Origin of the sequence: Rugosimonospora acidiphila, from assembly GCF_039543385.1 — a bacterium.
Lineage (GTDB): Bacteria > Actinomycetota > Actinomycetes > Mycobacteriales > Micromonosporaceae > Rugosimonospora > Rugosimonospora acidiphila.
Genome location: NZ_BAABJQ010000039.1, coordinates 47658 through 72137 on the forward strand (window position 1 = coordinate 47658; position 24480 = coordinate 72137).

The 24480-nt window shown below is 71.0% G+C and carries 6 protein-coding genes (1 of these 6 cut by a window edge); 2 read left to right on the forward strand and 4 right to left on the reverse strand.

From position 1 onward, the window contains the following. Both ABEA87_RS37995 and ABEA87_RS38000 read left to right on the forward strand, forming a co-directional pair. Positions 1 to 20555, forward strand: partial view of a hypothetical protein gene (locus ABEA87_RS37995; RefSeq protein WP_345638135.1) — the 3' portion only. Its footprint begins 15850 nt before the window's first position; 20555 of the gene's 36405 nt are visible here — the last part of the coding sequence; its start codon lies off the left edge, out of view; the stop codon is at positions 20553 to 20555. A gap of 163 nt (positions 20556 to 20718) precedes the next feature. Beyond that, positions 20719 to 21177, forward strand: coding sequence for a WXG100 family type VII secretion target (locus tag ABEA87_RS38000; protein ID WP_345638137.1), 459 nt, complete (start codon positions 20719 to 20721; stop codon positions 21175 to 21177). Between the two features lie 88 nt (positions 21178 to 21265). Here the strand turns inward: ABEA87_RS38000 and ABEA87_RS38005 are convergent, their stop codons facing one another. The 4 genes from ABEA87_RS38005 to ABEA87_RS38020 form a co-directional block, all read right to left on the reverse strand. After that, positions 21266 to 21661, reverse strand: coding sequence for a YbaB/EbfC family nucleoid-associated protein (locus ABEA87_RS38005; protein ID WP_345638139.1), 396 nt, complete (start codon positions 21659 to 21661; stop codon positions 21266 to 21268). A gap of 263 nt (positions 21662 to 21924) precedes the next feature. Then, entirely contained in the window at positions 21925 to 22860 is a 936-nt protein-coding gene (locus ABEA87_RS38010; protein WP_345638144.1) for an alpha/beta hydrolase, read from the reverse strand. 272 nt (positions 22861 to 23132) lie between these two features. Continuing rightward, a complete protein-coding gene (locus ABEA87_RS38015) occupies positions 23133 to 23786 on the reverse strand; it encodes a response regulator transcription factor (RefSeq protein ID WP_345638140.1) in 654 nt (217 codons plus the stop codon). 2 nt (positions 23787 to 23788) lie between these two features. Further along, positions 23789 to 24480, reverse strand: a 692-nt coding sequence (locus ABEA87_RS38020; RefSeq protein WP_345638142.1) for a ricin-type beta-trefoil lectin domain protein, incomplete at its 5' end; no start/stop codon positions are given.

The window sequence follows — 24480 nt, forward strand, 5'->3', positions numbered from 1 at the left end:
TTCGGCAACTCCGCCCAGGAGCGGGCAGCGCCGGCCTCATCTTCTTGCGCACCTCCCCGCGGTGGCGCGCCCAGCTGGCCTACACCGCGGTGGCCACGTGGGTCCGCGGCGAGCTGACGGCGTCCGGGCTCGATGTCGCCGACCTGACGGCCGCGATGGAGGACCTGGACGGCCCGCGGGTGGCCGCGGTGATCACTGCGCTGCTGGTGGGCGTCGGCCTCGGCCAGGACCGCGCGGAGGACCTGGTCGGCGGCTCCCGGCTGAACTGGACGATCGGCGATGACGAACCGTCCCGGTACGCGCGGACCGACGAGATCATGGCGATGCTCATCCGGGTGATGAGAGACCTGTCGCCACTGGCCGAGGTCCCGTTCGCACCCGTGCCGAGCGACTACTCCGTGATGGGCCTCGATCCGCTGCACATCGTCCGTGGCGTGGCGTACCAGCTGAACGCCCACGTGCAGTTGGAGATTGAGCTCGGTGACCAGGAAGGCCCGCACGACCTCATCATTCACCGGGTCGACCCGCGCGGCCACGTGGACCGCATCGGGCTGGGCGGGCAGCCGGAGCCCTCGTCGGCGGCGGTGGAGCGGCTGCTGACCGAACTGCGTGAGCGCGCGAGCCGCCAGCCGGCGCTGGCGCAGGAGACCGACTGGCTGCTGGAACAGATTCGCCGGCTCCGGGCAGCCCCGGACGGCCCCGACCAGCTGGCGCAGCTGCACCAGGATTCGTGGACCCGCCACGAGTCGTTCGAACAGGCCATCCTCGGGTATCTGCGGCAACCCACGCCGGGGGTGGCCAGGCTGCTGGCCGCACTGCGCCGCCGTGTGGCCCGCACGACGGACGCCGTGCTGGTCGAGCAGGTCGAGCAGTTGATCAACGAAATCCACCGGCTTCAGGCCGACCCGGAGGGCCTGGCGCGCCTGGAGCGGCTGTACGACGACTCGTGGATCGAGCGGAGCGAGCGGACCCTTCTTCGGCAGCTGGGGTTCGACCCGGAGGCGAGCGCCGCCGAACCGACCCAGCTCAACCAGGCGCCCGTTGAGGATTTCCTGTCGGAGCCCATCGACCCTGAGCTGGCGCAACGGCTGACCGCCGAGTACGGGCAGTGGGGCCGCTACAACATCGAACACTACGCGGCGGTCCTGATCCGTCGTTACCATCTTGGCCTGCGCGATGAGGCATCCCTCATCGACCGTGACCCGACACGGTTCGCGAACCGCCAGAACGCCGCCGTCTTGTCCATCGCGGACCAGTTGGTGGAGTATCTCCGCGACCGTGAACCGCTGGACCGGGTCATCCAGAGCCTGCAACGGGGCGGCACCAGGGCCGCCGTCGCAGCCGCCACTAGCCTGGGGGCGCCGCCGGCCGGCGGTGACCAGCTGGCTGAGCCGGATGAACAGTACGCGCCGGGCCTGGCCATGCGACTCGCCGCCCTGGGTAGGCAAGTCGCGTACGGCGAGCCGATGACCTGGTACGACGCTGTCCGGGCACCGACCGGCCTGTCGGACGGCGGGGCCACCCCGTTCAGCGAGATGACCGCGGAGGAGCTACGCCAGCGTCTGTTCGGCCATCTGTCGGCGTCGAGCGACGATGCGGCGCTGCTGCAGTCGCTGTTCCCGCCCCAGCTGGTGAATCCTGGACCATCCTTCGTGAAGGATGGCACGATTGCACCCGGGGCACCGCTGGGCGAACTGTTGTCTCGCGCACCGCTGCTGCTCGGGGTTCGGGTCGTGATCATCGGCCGCGACGGGACCGAGTCCGCCGCCGGTCAGATCGACGCGCCGACCATCTACCTGTATCAACCCGATCCCGACGCGCACCAGTACCATCTCCTCCCGCGCCGGCCGGGCATGCCCGCCATCGAGATGCCGGCCGTCCAACGCGTCTACGAGGCTGACGAGCGCGTCACGGACTTCGTGCAGAGGTTCGGCTACGAGACCCTGGAGACGGCCGCCACCATCCTGCGGGACAGGTTGTACGAGCATCTGGGCGAGGAGCCGCTCATCACGTTGTTCCCACAGGAGTTGCGGGGATGGATCAGGCCGGATAGACAACCGCTGCGTCCGTTCGAACAGCTGGCGCTGCTGCTCGGTGAGGTGTCGCCACTTCTGGGGGTGGCCGACGCTCTGCAAGCCGAGGGTCGGAACTCCGCCGAGCGCCGGGCCGCCGAGTTCCGGCGGAGCCCGTTGGCACAGCGGAGCCTGCGGGCCGCCGGTCAGGCGCTGATGGAGACGGCGCAGGCCAACTGGGCCCTCGGCGAACGCCGGCATCCGCTCATGGTGCCGGACAACGGTGACTCCTGGTTCGCTGCGCTCGTCGAGGCGGCCGCCGAACAGCCCGAACATCTCGTCTTCCGCACCCTCTCCGACTGGAGGGCGATCGGTCTGCGGCGGGCCGTTGCCGACCTGCTCGACGCGCTGCCCGACGTCGTCCTCGCCATGGAGCAGGAGATGGGCAGCGTCGAGTACGGACGGATGCGCCGCGCCCTGGACCGTGCCGGCTGGTGGGACGATGCCCTGTTCGAGGAGTTGCTGAGATGGCTCCCGCAGATCCTGCGTTTCCGGATGACCATTGTGGAAGGAGACGGCTCGCTCACCCGGTACGGAGAGCACGATGAGGATCCGGGCAGGCCGGAGCTCGTGCTGGCCCGTACAGGACGCGGATGGCTGCCTCTGGTCGGCACGGGGGGAGCGCAGCAACCCGGACCGGACGGCCCATCCGGAGTGTCCGTGCCCGACCGTCGACGCCGTGGATTCACCTTCCTGAGCCCCGGCAACGACTTCGAGGAGGTTCTGCAGGACATCGGTGAGTCCGCCATGCAGTTCCTGTTGGACGAGGCGGCCGATGTCATCCGGCGAATCGTCTTCCGGCTGCCGCGCCGTGACGAACTGGTCGACTGGGTCGACGACCAAGAGCCCGGCGCGAATCAGTTCCCGATCATGCGGCCGTGGCGGCAGCTTGCCTTCCTCTTCAGAGACGAGGGACGGGCAGTGCGCGACGTCGCCAACGCACTGCTCGACAGCTACGAGGCCGCGGAGGCACAGGCACGGCGGTTGGCTCTGCCCGCTGACATCAGACCAGCCGCACAGTGGGCGGTCCCGCCGCGGCCGGCCTGGGTCCCCAACCGGCCGACCGACGCCCAGCTGCACCAGCTCGACCAACTACAGCTGCGTCCCGAGTGGACCCCAACGGACGGGGACAGCTGGTTCCGCTCCATCATCCGGGCCACCCGAGATTTCCTCGCCTGGGCCGCCGATGAGGGTCAGCCGATCGCGCCGATTCATCACCGGATCGCGCGGATGGATCCAGGGCAGTTGCGCCGGTTGATGGCCGAACGACTGGGCGCCGATCCCGCGCTGAGAAGGCGGCTCGCCGAACTCGACCCCAATGAGGACGTCGAGGAGTTCCGGCGGCATCTGCTCACCCGCGGGCAACACCGGCATCCGCTGTTCAACCACTTCATCGGACTGGCGGGGTCGCTGGCAGAGTTCCGCCTTACCGTGGTCGACGCCGCGGGCGAGATGCACACACACGGCCCGGCGGATCGGCCCGTACTGGTCCTGGTCCGGTCGGAGAACCACTTCATGCCCGCCGTGCGCGAGCGATACCACTTGCGTCCGGCCAGGTTGATCCGCAAGCCGTCCTCCGCCCGAACGATGTCGGCCGGAACGCCGATGGCTACGACCAGCAGGAGCCCATCCGAGGGGCAGCAGGCTGCGCAGCCCGGTCAGCCGGCGCCGGCGACGTCTGCGCAGGAGCCCACGCCGTGGCTCGGTGGTCTGGCGCCGCTGACTGAGGCCGTGGGGGAGCAACCGAGGGAGCTGGCGCCGGAGTCCGTGGCGGGGCAAGCGCCGGAGCAGCCGCCGGGGTTCGTGGAGGAGCCGGAGGAAATGGGTCCAGAGCGCCTGCGGCAGCCGTTGGTATCGCAGTCCCCGCCCGAGGCCGCCGCCGTCCTTCCCGCCGCGGAACGAGTCCGGACGGATTCGCTTCCCTCGGGGGCCCGGCGCAGATCGACGCAGAGCATTATGGGGATCCCAAGGGAGTGGCGGGCGTCGCGGCCGCAGACGCCCACCGAGGACACTCCTGCGCCATCCAGCCCGCTCGGCGGGGCAGACCGTGCCCCCGCCGAACCCCTCGAGCCGAGCCGGGACCGGCGGACGGCGCTGCCGCGCAGCGTCAGCGCGGATGCGATCTTCGGGTCCGGGAACGCACCGGGGCGGTACCGGCAGCAGATCGGCCGGCAACGTGGAGATGCCACCCCGCCCGCGACGTCGATACGCATGAGAGGGCGACGGCGGCGCGGCAGCGTAATGGTCTCTCCCCGGCCGTCCCGGCCAGGGTCCCGGGCATCGTCGCCTCCGCCAGCGACGCCCCGGGTAGCCCCGCCCGAGGGGAGTCACTTCGCCATCCGGGCCGCTCAGTGGTTGCACCCGCGAGGGTTGGCGGCCGACGCCCCGCCCGGTTTGGCGGAACGGGTGGCGCGGCAGCCGCTGCGGGAGCAGGCCGAGTCCGTCGCCGACTACCTGCGTACCCTGCTGCCGAACATGCTCATCGATGCCCCGACGGAGGTGCGACCGCAGGTGCCGCTTCCCGCGGGTACCCGGGTCTGGATCGGCCGGGGGCAGGAGCCGGCGCAGGCCATGCTCGTCGGACCAGACGGGCAGGTCAGCACCTTCGTACCGGGGAGGCAGGGGGCCGTACAGTACAACATGCGGCAGGCCGAGCTGTCTCACTGGTGGCCCGCTCCGCCGGCGATCTATGTGGTGGCCCTGCCCGCCACCTTGCCCGCCACCGATCCACCCACCGCCACGGTTCCGGTCGGGGACGCGGCTCCGGCTGGGGACGCGGCTCCGGCTGGCGCCACGGTTCCGGCTGGCGACGCGGTTCCGGCCGAGCCGCTGCCCCGTCACGAGGCGAGGCAGGCCCCGTCCACTGTCGCTCCGGCCGAACCGTCGCGCGCCGACACCACGACCGCCTCGACCTCGGCCAGGCCCACTGCCTCGACTTCGGCCAGGCCCACCGCCTCGACTTCGGCCGGGCCCACCGGCCGGCCGCTCGGCCCGCCACTGCGGCAGACCCAGCCCGTGACGCCGCCGGCGGCAGGTTCGGCGGCGCGGCCGCCACTGAAGCTGGTCCCGCCCTCGGCGTCACGTCAGCGGGCCCAGGCACCAGCCGGGCGGGGCGTGGCGGAGATCGTGCCGGCGGGACGCGGCCTCGATTCGCGGGTACGGAGGGCGCTGGACGACCTGCACCTCGAACCGATTCCGGTGCCCGACGATGGAGACTGCTTCTTCCACGCGGTGGTCGCGACCCTCGGGACGGGGCTGATCGAGCAGGCTATCAGTATCCTGACCACGGAACTGCACATGCCGCCGCCGCATCTGGACGACCGGCCCGTCACCGGGTGGGATCTGCGGATGTTCGTCGCCGGCGTGGTCGAACATGCCTTCGGCACCGAGTACGCGGATCGGCTCAACCTGGATCGTTATCCGGCCGCGCCGGATCCGGAAGATCCGGCTACCGACTACACCACCCGGGCTGACCTTGTGAACGGCCTGCGGAACCTGGGCTTCTTCGCGGACGATCGGGCGGACGAGTTCAATCTGATCACTTTCAACGTCCTGCGGCTGGCCGCTGAGGTGGCGGACCGCCGAGGCATGCGGCTGCCCGGGTCACTGGATCTGCGCATTCTTCAGCAACGATGGGGTGCGGAGCCCCACGTGTTCGGCGGCAACGACGGGTTCCTCAGCGCCGATCACCAGGTGGTGATCCGGTTGCACGACAGCTCGCACTACCTGGGCACCCGGCGAACCGACGCACCGCCGGCCGCGCCGACTGCGAGCCTTCCGGTACCGAGCCGGGTCGCGGTGACCCGGACCATCTACGATTCCGCCCAGTGGGAGCTGGACCGGCAAGGCGAGTACCGGCGCATCGGCGGTAGCGGCGTCATCATCAGGGAGCTTCCGCTCGGACTGCGCCGGGCGCGTGCGGTCGGTGAATCGGTCGACCGGTCGGCCGAGCGGTCGGCCGGCCAGTTGCGGAGCGCGCAGCTCGCGGACGTCATCCGGCTGCTGCTTCCCGAGGTGGAGACCAATCCTGCCCAGGTAGCCTTTCTCACCGACCTCGCCGAAGGGGGCCAGGAACTAAACGACGCCATGATCCTCGCGATCGCTCAGCATTTCGGCGTGCGGATACAGGTGTTCACGACGGATTCCGGTGGCCAGGTCAGGGTAGGCCGGCCGGTGGGCAGCGGTCGGCGGATGATCCGGCTGCACCGGTTCTGGAGAGAGTCAGAGGAGCAGGTCGAAGCCCTGCTGCCGGACCTACCCGGGCTTGGCCGCGGCTATCAGCCGTCCTCGCACCGCACTACCCCCGCGCTGCGGGTGCCTGGCGGTGAGCGCCGGGAACTACGACAGGCCACGTGGTATTTCCAGGGCAACCCGGGCCCGCAGCAACGCGAGACTGTGCTGAGCCACGAGGCTCGGCCGAACGAACTCACCGCTTTTATCGGCGCCCCTGGCATCGACCTCAGCAATGACCTGCTGGATGAGGTGGCACGGGAGCTGCTGTTGGTTCCGCTGGCGGCCCGAGCGGGGCTGAGGATCGTGGTGTTCGGCCGCAACGCTGGCGGCTCAGCGCAAGGCGCCCAAGAGCGCCGGCTCAGATCCGCTGCTGAGTGGATTGGTCCGATCACCTTCGTGGGGCCGCGCAGTACCGGTGGGAGCGGTTCCCGGCAACCGGCGGCGACGGGCCGGGCCGCCCAGCAGTCGGCGCCCACGTTTGCGCCCGCGGGCACACCCGTCGGGCGGACCGACCGTACGAGGTTCGTGCCCCTGGCGATGAGTCCGGCACCTCGCGAGGCAGTCCAGGATCGCGCTGTCCCCGGTGCGCCGCGGACACCGGCCGGGGCGGGCGACCCCGGAGCGCGTCTCGCCGAGGCCGGAGGCGGTCGTTACCCCAGCAGCCTGACTCCGGAGGATCTGCGGGTGCTGGTCACCGAGCATGTCCGGCAGGACCTGCGGCTGGTGACTCCACTGCCGCTGTATCGGTTGCCGCAGTTGCTCAACGGCGGCGGAACCTCGATCGAGGCGAGTTTCAACCTCCTGAGGGGAACCGACGTACCGGACCCCGGAGAGGCGTTCGTCGTCTGGCACGCCGACGCGCGCGCCAACGGCACGATGTTCCCCGGGGCGGGCAACTTGATTCCGGTCAACGACGTCGAGAGCCTCATCGCCGCGGCCGACACCGCGACCCTGAGGGGGCTGCTGGCCGAGGCGACGGGCTTCGTGCATGACCCCGGTGCCGAATTCTTCGGGTTCAACGCCATGATCATCCTTCCGGGAAGCGCCCGCCGGGCCGGCCTGATCGCCGAGATCGTGGTCAATCCGCACGAGGCCGACTCTGATCTGGTCGGCTCGTTGAGGAGCCAACTGACGAACGGCCCGTTGGGGGTGCCGGTCCCGATCCGCCATGGCCGTACCATGCCGCGGCACGAGGTGATCGACGATCCGAACACGCTCACCCTGCAGCAGCAGCGGACGTTCACCGACGCGGGCCGGTTCGCCCGGTGGACCGAGCCCGACGGCGACTGCTGGTTCGCGTCGGTGATCGCCGCGGCCGGCGATGCCCGTGAGCAGGGCATCGTATCCGACCAGGTCGCGCGGATCGCCGACATGACCGTCGCGGATCTGCGGCGCGATCTGGCCCGGCGACTGGACGCCACTCCTGGGGTCGATCGCGAGCTGCGCGAGGTGGCGGACGATTCGCGGGACTACTACCGCTTCCGGGCGCAGCTGTTGACCCCGGGTCAGTGGGCGCACGGACTGTTCGAGCGGCTGCTGCAGCTCGCCCCGGGGCTGTTGGACGTGGACATCCGCACGCACTTCGGGGAGTGGGACGCGAACGTCCCCACCGACCCGTCGGTGCTGCACGTGGTGTACATGCACGCGCGGAACCACTACCTTCCCGCGCTGCGGATCCATCCGACGGGCGCGGTCGGCGGCTTGCCCGCGGCAGACCCCGCCGGGCCGGACCATCCCGTCGGCGACAGCGACGGCGGCGGCAGCCCTCGGACGGAGCAGGCCCCGTTAGGCACCCCGACCGAGCCTTCGCCGTCCGCCGATGACCTGACCGCTGCGCCGCCGCCGAACACCCGAGCCGACACAGGCGCGGCCGTGCGGCCGATGCCACCGATCGATCCGCTGTCCAATCCGGATGTCGGCCCTACCAGCACCACGCCACCGGTCCCTGGGGGTGAACACCGGCCACGTCAGGACACGATGCCGCTGGACGAGGCGGTTGCCCGGGTGACCAACCAGGCCGAGCGAGTGCCACGGTCAGCCGGCGACGGCACGCCAGCGTGGGATGTGATGTTCGACCAGGTCACCGAGATCTTCCGCGCGGGGGACACAGCGCAGGCGGACGCTCTTTCCGAGACACTTCTCGACAACCTGGCAGTCCCGACGACCGCGCCGCGGCCAGGCCCGTCCGGGCCACAACTGCCTCCCTTCGCGCTGCGGCCGCCGGCGACCAGGGGGCCGGACGGATGGTTGCGCCGCCTGGACGGCTCCTACGACGGAGATACCGGGCGGCAGACGAGGCTGCCGGACGACCTGCGCCGGGGGCGGGCCAGCGGTAGCGGCAACCGCTGCCTACTCGACTCCCTCGCCCAGCTGTTCACCCACCACGGCAGGCAGACGGACCCGGATCAACTGAGCGGGTACCTGGAGGACAACCTGCCGCCCGACAGCGTCGGGCGCAGGAGCCTGGAGCAGCGGTCGATGCTGGACGTCTATGACCCGCAAATCTCCCCTCTCCTGATAGAGCCGTTCGCGTTCCGGCTCCAGATCCTCCAGATGGACGCCACCGGCCACGTGCAGGCCCATCCGCTCGTGGGCGTGGAAGGTCCGGTTCTCCACCTGCTGCACCGGGGGAGCCATTTCGACCCCTTGTTCCCCGTGCCCGCTCGCGCTACCGCACCAGCGCGGCGGCCCGAGCCGTCCAGCACCCAACCACCCCGGTCCGCCCAGCCGTCCCAGCAGACCAGGCCGCCTCAGCCCGCCGAGTCCTCGCGGTCCGGCGAGCCCTCCCGGTCCGCCGAGCCCTTCCGGTCGGCCCAGCCACCCCAGTCCGCCCACCAGCCAAGGGTTGGCGCCGCGGCGCCGAGGACCGGGGGCGGGGACCTCGCGGACGAAATGCCGGCTGAGGATTGGTGGTACGAGGGGAGGCGCCTGCTTAACCACGCGTCCGCACCTCACCTACAACTGCGCAACTGGCTGTACGGCAACGACCTGCGCGCGGGGGACGTGCCGGCGGACGGTGACTGCCTGTTCAGCGCCGTGGTGAGGACGTTGGGGCCCGGGGTGGTCAGGGAGTCGATGGACCTGCTCGCCCAGGAGTTCGGGATCCCGGCGTGGGATCCGGCCGATCGGGAGATCACCGGCCGGGATCTTCGCCTGTTCCTCGCCGACGTCGTCGAGCGGGCGTTCGACGCACCCAACGACCTCAGCCTCGGCATGTACCTGGCCACGCCGCAAGGCATGCCCCGCAACGAACGTGTCGCCACGAGGTCTGAATTTGTCGACGATCTCCGGCGGCTGGGCTTCTTTGAGGGGGAGAGCCCGGACGGGTTCTTCGGTCTGCTCGTGCGCGCCTTCGCGTTGGTCGAGCACCTGGCAGAGAGGCACGGAAGACCGCTGTCGTCATCCGTCAAATTGCGTCAGGCACGGATCGCTGAGGACGATGAGGGCGCGGCTGACGCAAGGGTCGACGTCCAGGGCGGCGCTCTGAAGCAGGAAACCGTCGACGAGGATGAGCGCGTCGTGGTCCTTGTCCGCCGGCACTACCTGTACACCGTGCCGGCGGGTACGCCGCGGCCGGAGCCCACGCGGCCCTGGGCACCGGCCCCGGACGACGTCGCCGAGCAGCGGACCATCTACTGGCCGCAGTGGGCGGTGAACGGTCGCGGCGTCTACACGGCTACGGGAGCGGTCCGTGAACTGCCGCCCGGGCTGCGTCCCGGGCGTGCGCTCGGTGAGTCGGTCCACCGACCCGGCGAGGCGGCCGGTCAGGGCGGCGTGTCGGCCCGCGAGGGTGGCGCAGTCCGCCCGCAAGCCGACAGAGGTCGTCGTATCGCCGATGTCGTCCGGCGGCTGCTGCCCGAGCGTGACGACCCCGGGCGCGCGGGCAACGAGGAACACCTGACCACCCTGGGCCAGCTCGCCGAGAGGGCTGCGCGAGGGTTCCGCCCCGCCATTACCGGCTGGATCGCCCGGCGATTCGGGGTACGGGTGCAGCTGTTCACGACCGACTCGCAAGGACGCGTCTTCGCCGACGACCCTGTCGGCGACGGCGATCAGATCATCCACTTGCACCGGATCCAGCGGGCAGACGGGACCGAGGAGATCGAGCCGCTCCACGTTGACCTGCCCGGATTCGGCCGGGGCTACCAGCCGTGGGCGCGTCGCCCGGCACGGTCACCGCGCGTGCCCGGGCTGCGGGTGCGCAGCGCCAACCGGCTGGAGCTGCCGCAGGCCACCTGGTACGTCGACGGCCTGCCCGACGGGGAGGCGCGCACCGTCGTGCTGCGTCATCCGGTCGGGCGGGATCTGCTCACTGTCTTCGTCGGGGCACCCGGCCTGTCCGTCACCGACGATCTGCTGGCTGGCCTCCATCACGATCTCGCCCTGGTGCAACTCGTCCGTGACCGCCTGCGGATCGTCGTGTTCGGAGACCAGGCCACGGCCGCCCGCGTACGGGAGACGCTCCGGGACCTCGCCCTGTCCCGCGACGCGATCAGCACCGTCGGTCCGAACGGCGCACCGCTGCCGGCCCAGCCGGCCGCGTCGTCCGATCCGGCTGGCAGCGCTGCGGCGAGCGGCGCTCAGTTCCGGCAGCGATCCGGGCCACCGGCCGCCGGCGCGCCTCCCGCGCCCTCGTCGAGCCGATCGCTGCCTCAGCCACCCGAGTGGGCTCTCGAGCGGGAACGGGCCGAAAGAAGGTTGCTGGAGTACATCGACAGCCAACCCGATAGCCGCTCCAATCCCGAGGCCAGGCACGCCGAGGTGAACGAGCTCGTCGCGACCAACCCCGCGCAGTCTCCCGCGCACGTCGTGCAGCTCACCAGCCGGCTGAATCAGCTGCTCGCGGACTACCAGCGCGAAGACACAGTCCGGCCGTCGGTGTTGGCACTGCACCCGCCGGGAGGCGGCGCGCCGGTGCCATCGGTGCCTGGCGCGTATCGGGTTCTGCGGTGGGTGTTGGCGCCCGCCCCCCGCCCGAGTGGTCCGGAGCAGCCAGCGTTGCTTGGCCCGCAGCAGGATGAGGCGGAGGACTTCGGCCGGTTGACGGTCGAGGAGCAGGCCCAGCGGGTGGCCGATGAGCTTGGCAGGGTGCCGGGTCTGAAGGTGTCGGAGCCGGGTACCGAGTCGCCTGGCGCGTGGTTGCCGCCGCAGTCGCGGGTGTGGTTCGGGGACCGCGATGGATTGCGGTGGGCGGTGCTGGTGCTCCAGAACGGCTGGCTGCGGTATGCACCGGATCGGGACGCCACGGATCTGGTCCCGCCGGCTGACGAGGCGTCCGCGGCACTGCTGAGCGGCGAGGGCCACTGGGTGGTGGCCCGGCCCGAACCACGGCCACCCGTTGCGCCGACTGCTGTCGTCGATGCGGAACAGGGCGCCGCCGGCGACGAGCCGGCCGGCGACACGTCCCATACACCCCAGTCATCGGCAGCGCAGCCACCGCTGTCCGACCAGGCGCCGCTGTCGGATCAGCCGCCGGCGTCGAACCGGCCGCAGGTTCTGGACATCCACCCGGCGCTTCTCGACCTCCCGGAGCGGGTACTGCGTGACCTGGCCCCGGTGATCCGGCTCATCCGGGCCGGATTCCTGTGGGGCCCGGCCGACGGCGAGGCCGAGCGGGAGATCCGGGAGCTGCCGGGCGTAGGTGTGGTCCGGATCGTGCTCACCGAGCCGACGTATGCCAGGGCGCTGACGGCGTTCGTGGCCACGCTGCCCCCGCGGGTGAACCGGCGCGTCGTGGTGGATGTCCGGTGGCTCGACCCGATTCTTCGGATCGGTCAGGCCCGGGCCTTCGCAGAGGCCGGGCTGACGGTGGTTCTCGACCCTTCGGAAGGGACAGACCCAGGGCTGGCCGGGTTGGGCCATGCGATCGAGTCGATGGGCCCCGACGGGGTCCGCACGTTCCCGAACCTCGCCACCGAGCTGCACCTCCGTCCGGGCCGCAAGGCCGGTGGGCGCCGGATCCGCGGGCTGGTGCGCGACACCTCCGGCCGGTTCGGGCTCGGGCGCGGCTGGGTCCTGGAAATGGTGCCGTCGGGGCTGTGGGCCCGCCCGTACGACGTACCGGACAGCGTCGCGCGCGACATGGCCGGGCGTGCTGCCGGTGAGGAAGGCTTCCAGCTGACCCTGGGCTACGTACGCGACGGGGAAGGACCGCCGCCGCCCTCCCATGTCGAAACCATCATCGCCGAGCTGGCCGCCGACCTGGGTCTTCGACTCATCCGGCCGCTGGCTGCCCGCCACCAACGCATGGCCGATCACGTGCCCTCACGCCCCGGTGCGAGCACCGCGGCGGCGAGATCTCTGGAGGGGATCGCACCGTCGAGGCCGCCGGTCGCACCGGATCCAGTCAAATCCAACCGCGGTCTGCGGCACTGGTACCCGGCCGAGCCCGGTCTCTACGTCGTCGATCCGGCAGGTGACGGGGACGACCAGCGGCGCCAGGAGCTTCTCGAGAGGGGCAGAGTGGTGCGCGACGGCGCCTCGATCTCGGCCGGGACGCAGGGGTTGCAGGTCGTCGCGCTGTTGCACAACGAGCACCTCGAAATCGAAGCCGGTGGGGAGCGGCTGTCGGCTCCCGAGTTCGTCCGTGGGGTGCTGGCCCTGATCGACGCCGTGGGGTCGGCGACACCGGAGCTGACCGGCACTCTCGTGCTCGTCCTGGTGACGGAGGACTCCTCCCGGGCGGAGCGGTTCATCCGTAGATACCTGGGGCCGCGGTTGCGCAGGCTGGGGTGGGCCGGTAGCGCGGTGCCGGCCAACCTGGTACTGCTCGCGGGCGCCGGCCGGCAGCCGCCGTTCGCTTACCAGTTCCGGGTGCCCGCCCACAGCACCATGGACGAGCGCTGGGCACTCTCCCTGCTCGATCGGCTCACGGCGCTCCTGGCACAGGAGCCCCCAGGCGAGCGCCCGCCGCCTCGGGACGTCCTACCCCCGTACATGCTGCGCCCGGACGAGCTTCCACAGTGGGTCAACCGGTACGCCAACCGGTACGCCAGGTGGTACGACAGCTGGAACATGGAGCGGTCCCTCTCGTCGGCGTACCTGAGGGAGCAGGCGGCCCTGCTGGGGGAGCAGATCGGTTGGGCCGAGGCGGCCCGTGTGATCATCGAACCTGGCCAGCTGGACCGGGACGGCCGTACCCTGGACACCGCACTCGGTCAGCTCGACGCCGAGGCGTACGGGGCCATGCTGCCGGCCCCCGGCACCGATGGCGCTCCTCGGCTGGTCGTGTTGCCGGACGTGGTCGCCGGTCCGGACGGGGCACCGGAGTTCGTGCTCGCGCTCAGTCAGCGGTTCCACGTGGTCACGCCGGTGAGCGGCAACCGGGGCTGGCTCGTAAACGACCTGGCCGGGCCCCACGCGAGCGTCTACCCAGACCTCGGTGCAGCGGCCCACGCCGCCCTGCCCGCCCGGGCGCAACCACCCACCGTGGACAGACCGGCGGAGGATCCGCGGATCGGTCAGGCGTTGCGGGAGTTCGAGGTGCCGACGACCGGCGTTCGCCGGTGGGGGGAGAACGCCTGGCGGGAGTGGCTGTTCCTCGGCGTCTGGCCGGCCCCGGTCGACGGCGCGCCGGTGCCGACCCGGTCGATCCGGGTGCCGGCCGAGCAAAGGCTCTACGAGCTTCCGGGCAATGAGAACCAACCTCCCGCCCGGGTGGTGGCCGCGGTGATCGGGGTGTGGCCGGCCCAACAGTGGGTCAACCGGTATGCCGACGGGGAGGCGACCCGCCCTCTGCGCGACGATGAGCGGACCGCCCAGATCGAGCTGCACCGGTTCCTGGAGAACGGCGTCGACAGAGCGGGCAATCGGATCGATGTCTGGGATCCGGAGCACGACTCCGGGCTGTTCAGCGAGCTGGTCCAGGCCGGCGCACGCCCGCACGACCTGGAGCTGGTGGAGCTCCTCCGTGAGGTACCGCGGGAGCAGCGCAACCCGGCCGACCTCATCAACGCGTCGGTGTTGGGGCAGCTCCCGAGGCCCGACAGCGAGCTGGATCGGCGGGTGGTCGCGGTCCGGGCGGCCGGCGTGGGCCGCCGGTTCCCCTCGGCGCATCTGGCGGACCAGGCGACCACGCTGGTGCAATGGGCCGGTTGGGCGCAGGCGGCCGGGGTGGTGATCGAGCCTGGCCGGCTGGACGAGGACGGCCGCACTCTGAGCACCGTGGTCGGCCGATTCGACGCCGCGGCGTTCTGGGCCACGCTGCCGCCTCCCGGCGCCGACGACGCCCCTTGGCTGGTCGTGTTGCCGGACGTGGTCGCCGGCCCGGACGGGGTACCGGAGTTCGTCCTCGCGCTCAGCCGGCAGATCGGCGTGGTCACACCGGTGACCGGCAATCGGGGCTGGGCGGTGCACGAGCCGGGCGGTACTCATGTGACCGTCTATCCGGAACTCGGCGCGGCGGCCCACGCCGCCCTGATCATCGTTGCCGCGAACGGCCTTGCCGCCGAGCCGGTGAACGCGGAGGCACTATCCATTGTGGACGGCCTACCGGCTGAGCTGTTCACGACCCCACCGCTGGTGGTGGTTCCACGTGCGGTGCTGGGCCTCGCTCCGGACAGCGCCGGCCCGCAGGTGGAGACCGCGATCCGAGACTGGCTGGGTCGGGCCCGGTTCGCAGTGGTGCTGCCCGAGCCGGTGGCGCTCGATGACGTGACCGTGCAGGTACCCGGCCAGTGGCGATCGATGGCGGTCGAGTACACCCACGGCAGGCACCTGTACCTGATCGAAACCGCGCCGATCGAACAAAATGAGCGACTTCACCGCGGCCCGGCAGGCGCCGTCGTCGCCGAGCAACTCGACAGCTCGACGGCCCGCGGCCAGCACATGGTGCAGGTCGAAGCGGTGGCGCTCGCCCGCGAATTCGGCTGGGTGCGGCCGACAGCTACCCGGGTCTTCCGGACGGTCGCCCGCGGGGAGACAAGCGCCGCCCGCCACTGGTCCGAGGGGAACAGTGGATCCCTGCTGCTGCCGACCAACAGCGGACCGTCCACCGTGGTCTTTCACCAGTTGGGCCGGCTCGAGGAGATCGTCGTACCGGGTACCCGATCCGCACCCGGACGGCGGTTCGTCCTCGCGCCCGGTACCGTCGGCGAGTCGCCGAGGCTCGCTCACTACGACGGCATCGGCGGCGGAGTCCTGGTGGCCACCTGGGCCGCGGTCGACCCCGACCTGCATGCGATGGTGATCGCGGTCGAGGAGGCGGCGCTCGAAACCGGGCATATCAACGGTGACGCGGTGATTGTCGGGGACAACCTCGTCACCGCCGACGAGTACTCCGACTACGTGACACCCGGGTTGAGCCTGGTCTACCTGCATGAGGCCCCGACGGGATCGGAGGGTTTCGTCGCGGGACTGGTGGCGCAGAACATCCTCGTGGTTGCTCGGGTGCCCGGACCGCGCGGGCTCGTCGCCTATTTCAGATCTCCGGACGGGCCCCAGGTGGTCCGCGCCGACACGCTGGCCGAGCTGCTCATCGAGGCTGGACGCGACCGGCTGGCCGGGCTCCGGGACCGTGCCCGCTCGGCCATCTACCGCGCCCTGCCCCGGCCGCAGCGCGGCCGCTGGCTGGTCGTCCCGGCCTCGGCGGTCAACCAACTGACCGCGGGCGAGGTGGTTGTCTCCGACGCAGACCAGTCTCCGGCCGAGAACCAGCCGCACGCCCCTGGTGTCCGGTTGCGGCTGATGCCGACCGGGGGGTACCGGGAGGTGCGGCCGGCACCCGACCAGCCGGAGCGGCTGGTGCTGGTCGATGGGGGCGGTGGTGGCTGGTTGGAGGTGCCGCGACTGTCCCGCCCGGTGTTCCAGCTCGAAGATGACGTGTCCGGCAGGCATCCGGTCGACAGCACGGGCGTGCGGTGGACCGCTGAGCACACGCGGACCGCGCCGGCGCCGCTGGCCGAGGCGGCCGAACCGGTGCAGGTCCGCCCGGTGCTCTACCTCGGACGTACCCGGTTGGTCGCGGACCGGCTCGCGCGGCGCGGGTATCTGGTGCTGCACCCCAACAGCGACGGCTGGACGGCGTCGATGCCGGCGCTGGCCCTCGACCGACGGCCGGCCGGCGCGGTCGTGGCCATCACCGATCACAACCTTCCGCAGTTGCTGGACAGAGCCGTTGATCTGTTCCGTGATCGTCTGGAGCGCTTCGCGACCGCGGCCCGGGAGTGGCTGCGACTAGCCGGCTCGAGCGACCGGCCGACGGCGACCGAAGTCTTCCGGGCGCTGTGGAGGCAGGGGACGCCGCTGGTGCCCCCGCCTGGGCAGGCACCGGCCGGGCCGCAACGGCTGCGCGAGCCGGACTCGGACTGGGCGACTGCGATGGCCGCGTTCCTCCAGAACGGCAACTGGGCGCTGGCACCCTGGTTCACGGTGGACGGCCGGGCGCTCACTGCCGACGGCACCGCGCTGGTCGCCGAAGGCGCCACACTGGCCGGCGAATCGACGGTGCCGCCGGCCGAGGCCGTCTCCGGGTTGATCCGACCCGGCGATGGGGCGCCGTCGCGGCGAGTGGTGGTCCTACCGTCGGCTGGGCTGCCCGCCGCGCCCGCGCCGGCCGGGCCGTTCCTGCGGCTGCTGGCCGGCTCGGCGACCGTGGTGGCGGCCCGGTCGGCAGACGGCGGCTGGCTGGTCGGGCACCGCGGCGGGGCGTGGTCGCAACACGGGTCCGCTGAAGAGGCGCTGCTCGCCGCCGTACGATCGGAGGCCCTCCACGGCGTACCCCGTGGGTCCGGGATCGCGACGGATGCGGTGACCCAGCGTCAACTGCGCGCGTGGTTCGCCGCGGTGGACCCTCGCAGCTCCGACCGCCCGGTCGCGGTGGCGATGCCCATCCCGACCGCCCGCGCACTGGGCGCCGAGGTCGGCGAGGATTCCGCCGCGCCGACCGTGGACGTGCACACCGTCGTGGTGGTCGACCGGCAGGCGGTGCGGCAGTTGCCGCCCGAGCAGGTGGTCGTCGTGGAGCTTCCGGCAGAGGCGAGCGTGGTCACGGACCCGCCCGCAGCGCCGGAGGGCATCGTCCTGATCCACGCGGCGACGGCGTCGGCGGACGGCGAGCTCGAGACCCGCGATCTCGTCACGGCCGTGTCCGAATTCCTCGATTCGGCGGACGCGTCGACGTCGGTCCTGCCCTGGAACGACGAATTCGTCGAGCACGCCCGCCTGGCGGATCTGGTCGGCTCGCCGCATGAGCCGACCATCGGGCTGAACCGCAACGGTGAGCGGCTGCTCGAAAACCTGCGCGAACAGGGGTTCGTGGCGGTGGATGTCGGCCGCCCGGGACCGCGGCTGCGGGTGTCCGGCCTGGAGGTGGCCGCGATCCACCTGCCGGAGCAGGATGAGCGAACCGCCCAGACCGCCTGGCTCTTCCCACCCGGTGGGCGGCTCGCCCTGGTCCGGCACCGGGAGACGGTGCTGGCCTGGCAGCCTCCGGCCGGCCTGTTCACCGACCGGCTGGCTCGCTGGCTGACCGAGCACGTCATCCTCGCCGATCCGTCCACAGTGGCCGGAAATGTGTTGGTGACGCCGGCCGGCGGGCAGCTGGCCCCGGATGCCTACCTGGACGAGAACGTCAGCCGCGGCGCCACCCTGCTCGCGGTGATCCTGCCCAACCAGACCCGGCCGGACGCGGTGGCCGTGCAGACTCTCGCCAGGCGGGTGGCCGTGGTGGTACGGGCCGGTGACGGTTGGACCGCGGTGGTAGCCGGTTCCGGCCAGCGCACCGCGGCATCGGTGGAGTTGGCGCTGGCGGTCCATCTGCACGGTCAACCCGGCGTCGACGCGCCCAGCGCCACGCTACGGCAGCTACACGAAATGCTGTGGCGCGAGGCCCAGCCGCCCAGGGCTCTCGCGGTGCCGCTGACCGAGCAGGAATGGGGCCTGGTGCGAGACGGCCGGGTCGTCCTCGTGACCGGTCTTGCCGGCCGGCGGGCGGGCGATGAGGAGTCGCGCTTCTGGGTGGTCGTGCGGCCGAGCGCCTACCGGTGGGTCGAGCCGGACGAGGCCGTCCTGCTCCATGCCTTGCCGAACTCCGACCTGGTGCAGACCGTGGAGCGGATAGTCCGCGGTGTCGAACTCCAGGGGTGGGAACTTCCCGCGTTGACCGATGCCGGACTGGCCCGACGGATCGACGCGGAGCTGGTGCCGGCGTGCCTGCCCGATCTCGGGGCCGACCTCGACGACAACTACCAGGAGCTCGACGACGCGTTCAGCCTGCACTGGTCGGTACCGATCGGAGAGGGTCACCCGATCACGGTGCGGGTCGGGCCGGACCTTGCCGTCTACGAGGTGCGGACGCCAGCGTCGTCATCCGAGCCCGAACGGCGGGCCCGGGTCATCGTTCCCGGGTACGACCGCGCCCTGCTGATCACGCCGTACGGCCACCGGCACGTGGAACTGACGCTGGCCGAGACGCGCTGGCAGGACACGGCTGCCCCGCTCGACCTGCAGGACCGGCGGCTGCTCATCGAAACGGCGACGGTGGCCGGCGGGCTGATCGGTGGTCGCCGCCCCGAGCAGTACCGCGCCCGACTGCCGCTCACCACCCTGCTGGGGCGCCGGCTGCCCGCATCGACCGAGCCCCTGGTGGTCCTGCTGACCGCCGGCGACCTCCACGCCCGGCTCGTCGTCGCCGGTGAGCTGGCCGCCCTCGGCGTGCGAACCCTCGTCGAGGAGGTGCAACCCGGCCTCGACCAGGTCACGTACCACCTGGTCGGCGAGGAGGGTGTTGTTGCCCGTGGCGACCTGCCGGCGCAACTGGCGGCCGCCCGCGGACGTCCGGATGCCGTGCGGCTGCCTCGGCCGGCGGCGGTCGGTTGGGACTCCACTGTGGACGAGACCTCGCTTCGAGTACCGTGGCCCGTCACCGCCGCCGGCGGGGCCGCGCTGGTCGCCGGGCTCGGCCATCAGGCCGCCGACGCGTTCGAGGCAGGGGCCGGCGGATTCGTCATCTGGCTGGTGGCTGAGGGACTGGATCAGGGCGCAGCGCTGGACTTCGCCGGCGAGCTGCGGGCTTCCGTCGCGCGGGCCGCGACGTGGGCGACCGAGCGCCCGCTGCCCCACGACTTCATCGGCCTCCTGCCGTACGCCGACCAGACCGGCGCACCCGAGTCGCTCCAGGTGCAGGGCGTCCCGGTCGAGGCAGCGGCCGGGCGGCCATGGGCGCGCGTCGGCGACGAGGTATGGCTGGTGCCGCCCGGCGGCGAGTATGACGCCGTACTGCGGCTGTACGCGGCCCGGCTGACCGCTCCACGGCCCGGCACCCCGCACGTGGTGCTCAACCTCGAAGGTGTCCGGGTGGCGGCGGACGGCCAGCTCCTGAGCGCGGCCGAGCTGCTCGCCCAGCGACCGCCGTCCGTCCGGGGCCGCCCGCTGGTGGTCGTGCTGCCCGCCGACGAGTTCGAGGAGGCGGTCGCGTTCGGGGTGCAGCTGCTGGATGTCCTCGTGGCCACCGATGGTCCAGGCGCCGAGCTGGTTGTGGTCATCGACGACGACACTACGGCGTTCGAACGGACCGGCGAACCCGGTCACAGGTTCGTCCCCGTTCCCCTGCACGGGCGCGTGTCGGCCGCGATGTTCTCAGCGATGCGTGACACGCCGCAGTGGAACGGGGAGACGGACGACTGTGTGCAGCGAGTGTCCGTAGTGCTGGCCGGCCTGAGCGGGCCACCGCCGGTGTCGGACGATCTGCTGGACCCGCGCGATGCCGAGGCGGTCGCCCGACGGTTCGCCGGTGCGTTCGCGAGTGCGGCGCCGGACCAGCTCGACTTGCTGGCGCGGGGCAATGTGACAGTGGTGCTGGTCGCGCCGGCCCGTGGCCGCCCGCACGTGCTGCTGGTGGAGCGTCAGCTCGACGGCCGTTTCACGATGGTGGAGACGCAGGGCCGGCACGGGCCGGAGACCGCCGCCTTCGATGCCGCGGGGCCGCTGCCCGCCGCGCTCGCCGGCGAGCTGCGGTTGATCGTCGACAGCGGAGGCGGCCTGGCGCAACTGGCGCCGCAGGACGTGCTCGGCCAGCCGCCGTTCCGGCTGGTCCAGGCCCGGGATGGCGCCGTGGTGGCCAGGGATCCGGGTACGGCCGCGGCCCTGCTCGATCCGGCCGAGGGTAGGCGACCGGGCAAGCGCCGCGCGTTCACCCGGCCGGACGAGCAGGTACCGGTTCTCCGCACTCCGGCCGCGTCGCAGGCGCCGGCGGCCGTGCGCGGGGTGGATCAGTCGCACAACATCGACGACCGTCCTGATGGGGAACCGTAAACGCGAACAGCTCCGGCGCGCTTTCGGGGGTTTGCGCAACCAAGGACCGTCGTGGTCAGGATCAGCGTCCCGGGCCACAAGCCACTGTGCACGGTTGGGACCTTGTCGTGTCCCGCCTGCGCACTTCTATCGTTATCCCAGAGCTGGATCTGAGGAGGTGGCGATGCCAGACACTGGGCCCGGCAGTGCAAATTTCGAGGTCGATCTCGCCGCGCTCGAGGACGCGATCGGCAAGATCACTATGGAACACGACGGCATGGGTAACGACATCGTCAGCCTCATGTCGACGTTCACCAACATTCAGAATCACTGGCATAGCCCGGCGGCCGACAGTTTCCACGATCTGGTCACCCAGTTCAATACGGCGAGCGGGAATCTGGAACTGCTGTTGGGCGAGGCGATCGACAAGATGAACTCGGCCTACCAGAACTATCTGGCCACAGAAGAGACCAACACCAAGAACTATCAGCAGATGACGGCGACCGGTAACGGTGGGAACCAGCCGCCGCAGGGCGGCGACGGTGGGGACCAGCCGCCGCAGGGCGGCGACGGTGGGGACCAGCCGGCGCAGGGCGGCAAGCCGAGCGGCGGCAAGCCGAGCGGTTCAATTCCACTGTCATAGGTGAGGGCCAAGAACCAAGTCGGCCCTTGTTGCCCCCGAAACAGCTGGGCCGGACGACCGTGCGGTCGTCCGGCCCGTCGGGCGAAGGTCACCGGGTTCGGTCGGGTCGGTACGGTGCGGCCGGTACCTTGGACAGCCGCCCGTCGACTGCGGTGGGGATGCTGCCCGTAAGCCCGGCCGAGACGCCGGACTTGGCGGCGTTCACCCGGTCGGTCGCGATGGTCCTCATGGCGTCCCAGGCCTGATTCAGTGCGCTGAGCATGAGCGCGGACAGGGCCGCGGCATCGCCCTCGTCCATCACCGCCTGATCGATGACGACCCGGGTCACCTGCCCGTCGCCGCGCATCGCCACGCTCACCAGCCCACCGCCCGCCGAGCCGGTGCACTCCAGCTCGGCGAGTTCCTGCTGGGTCCGTACCAGCTCCTGCGCCATCTGCTGCGCCCGCTGCAACACACTGCGCGGGTTCGATTCGTCTTTGTCCATGACAAATATGACGGCCGACGCCGGCGATCCATTCATTTTTGCCGGGGCTGGTACCGCATCCAACGACCACCTCCAAGCATCACTGATTTCTCAGGCCCGTCACCCCACCGCCGACGTCAACGAGTCTGCCGAGGGAGAACGCCGCCCGGCCGGCAGTCTGGCGAGGCACGACGTGCGGGCACGCAGCACCGCCGCTGCTCGCCTGGCTAACTCATGAGACGGCTTTGCAGCGGCGGTGGTGCGTGTAGTTGATGCCGGGATGCCTACGGCCGGGCGATCCGCCACGACCAGGCCAGCATGATGGCGGCGGCGACGGGTTCCGCAGTACTGAGTTGGATGGAGTGCCCGACGCCGGGCAGCACGGTGAAGGTCACGTTGGCCGCGGACCCGTGCCAGTACGGCGCCTCGTGGGCGCGTACGTTCCCGGCGCTGGAGCAGTCGATGGCGCCGGCGCCACACGACAGGTTGTCGTCGCCGCCCAGCATGAGGAGAACCGGCACGGTGACCCGTTGGGTGATCGCCTCGGCCGGGGTCGGTGGTTGCGCGAATGCGGCGATCTCCGGACCCTCCGCGCCGGAGTGGATGTCCTTGTTCGCCTCGTCCAGGGCGATGATGTCCGCGTTCGACGTCTTCGGGCTGTGGTAGAAGCCTCGCTCGCCGGGGATGGTCGTCAGGTAGCCGTCGAGTCCCCGTCCGGCGAACTTCGGGTCGAGTCCGGCTTCGTAGTTGGCGGTGGGCAGGAAGGCGGCCGCGGCGTCGGACTCCGCGTGGGCGAGGCTGGTGTCGATGAGTCCGTCGACATCGTCGTAGCGGGCGGCCTCTGCCGCGGCGACGCCGGAGCTGAACGAGTGGCCGACGCTGATGACGTGGGAAAACGACCTGTGGCCGAGGGCGCCGGATCGCAGCGCGGTCACGACGTCGTGCAGGGCCACCGCCTCGCCGTCGAGCGACATCACGTCGTAGGGCGGGATCGTGCTGTTTCCGGTGCCGATCCTGTCGAAGGTGAAGGTGGCATATCCCGCCGCGGTTGCGGCGTTGACGTACGAGAGGATCCCGCCGCGGTAGGTGCTGTCCCAGTACGTGTGGTTGTAGGTACCGCCGGGCTGAAGTACCTGGACCGCTCGCGGTGCCGACCCGCGACGTTGGCAGAGTTTGCCCCACAGGTGGTAGGCGGCCGGGCCTGGGTCCGCCAGCCGCACGTTCAACACGTGCACCGTGCAGTCGGGGTGAGGGTTGGGGGCGGATGCCGCGGCGGCCGGCGTCGCGACCGACGCGACTGTCGCCGCTGCGGCAACCAGACAGCCGAGGAGCCTCGACCCTTTCGGAGCTTTTCGCCGAATGTCCATCGTCACCTTTCTGTAGTGAGCGATCCATGGGCGTGGTGGCGGCTGTGCCGATGTCCGCCCGGCGGTACGGTGGCCGCCGGAGGGCCGTCGCGACCCGCCGTAGGCAGCGATCGCAGCGGTCAGGGTCAGGCCGCCACGCCGCGCTCGACGGTGAGTTCACCGAGTTCGATCGCGATCCGGATGAGGTCGGAGCGGCTGTTCACCTTGAGCTTGCCGCGGATCCGCTTGACGTAGGTGTTGATCGTGGTCCGGGTCAGCCCCATCCGCTTGGCGATCTCGGCGTGGGTCAGCCCGCGGGCGACCCAGCGCAGCGTTTCGACTTCGCGCGGGCCGAGCCCGTGTGTGTCGTTGCCGGTGGACCGGCTCAGCTCGAGCTGGAAGCGGTCGATCAGCGACTCGCACAGGTAGAACCCGCCGGCCGCGACGACGCTGACCGCGCGTGCCACGGTGTCGTGGGTGGACTGGCGTAGCACGCAGCCTCGCGCGCCGGCGCGCGCTGCCGTGAGTAGGCCAGGTGGCCGGTCCCAGGCGGAGATGACCACGGGGGGACCGATCTGGGCTATCCGGGTGATCGTCTTGACCGCCATCCCGTCCGTGTCTGACGGGAGGTGGAGCAGCACGACGTCGTACTGGGCCGACATGTCCAGGTCGTCGACCCAGGAGACCGACGCGGCGACGGTCATTGCGGGCAGTTTCGCGGCGAGGTGTTCCAGGCCGCTGCGCGGGATCGGTTCGTTGTCGACGATGGCGACGGTTCGGGGTGTCGCAATGGTGTCCATGGCTACGGCACCGTCCATAGCTGGTTGTCCGCACCCCAGCAGTCCCACATCTGTAGGGGGGTGCCGTCGGTGGTGTTGTTGTTGGTGGCGTCTAGGCAGCGTCCAGAGGAGGGGTTGACTAGCTGTCTGTTGGTTTGTGCCTGCCATCGTTGGCCGGGTGAGCCGTTGCATGTGGCAAGTGTCGGTCGGCTGCCGTTGTCGGCGCCGAGTCCGGCGTCGAGGCATTTTCCTTCTTGTCGCAGGGTGCCGTCGGTGGCCAGTGTCCAGGTCTGGCCACCGCTGGAGCGGCAGGTGGCCAATTGGATGGTGGCGGCGGCACCGACGCATTTGTCGCCGAAACCTGTGATCGGGCCGGTGGCGGCTGACTTCGGGGGGCCGACTTGGTAGACCCGGACCCAGTCGACCAGCATTTGCTGTGGCAGCTTGGTGGCGGTGTCCGGATTGCCTGGCCCGTCGCCGCCGACGGCGACGTTGAGCAGTAGGAAGAAGGGGTGGTCGAAGACCCAGCCGGCGCCGGCTCGGGTGCGGTACTGGGTGCTGAAGATTTTTCCGTCGATGGCGAACGATACGTGGTCGGGGTACCAGTCGGCGGTGAAGGTGTGGAAGGCGTTGGCGAAGTTGCCGTTGGTTGCTGTGTCGGCGGCGAACGCGTCGTAGCCTGGGCCGTGGAGGCCGCTCGTGATCTTGGTGAGTT

Bases quoted from the DNA above. Each gene is read 5' to 3' on its own strand.
- ABEA87_RS38000 (WP_345638137.1), top strand. From the start codon at position 20,719: ATGCCAGACACTGGGCCCGGCAGTGCAAATTTCGAGGTCGATCTCGCC.
- ABEA87_RS38015 (WP_345638140.1), bottom strand. From the start codon at position 23,786: ATGGACACCATTGCGACACCCCGAACCGTCGCCATCGTCGACAACGAA.
- ABEA87_RS38005 (WP_345638139.1), bottom strand. From the start codon at position 21,661: ATGGACAAAGACGAATCGAACCCGCGCAGTGTGTTGCAGCGGGCGCAG.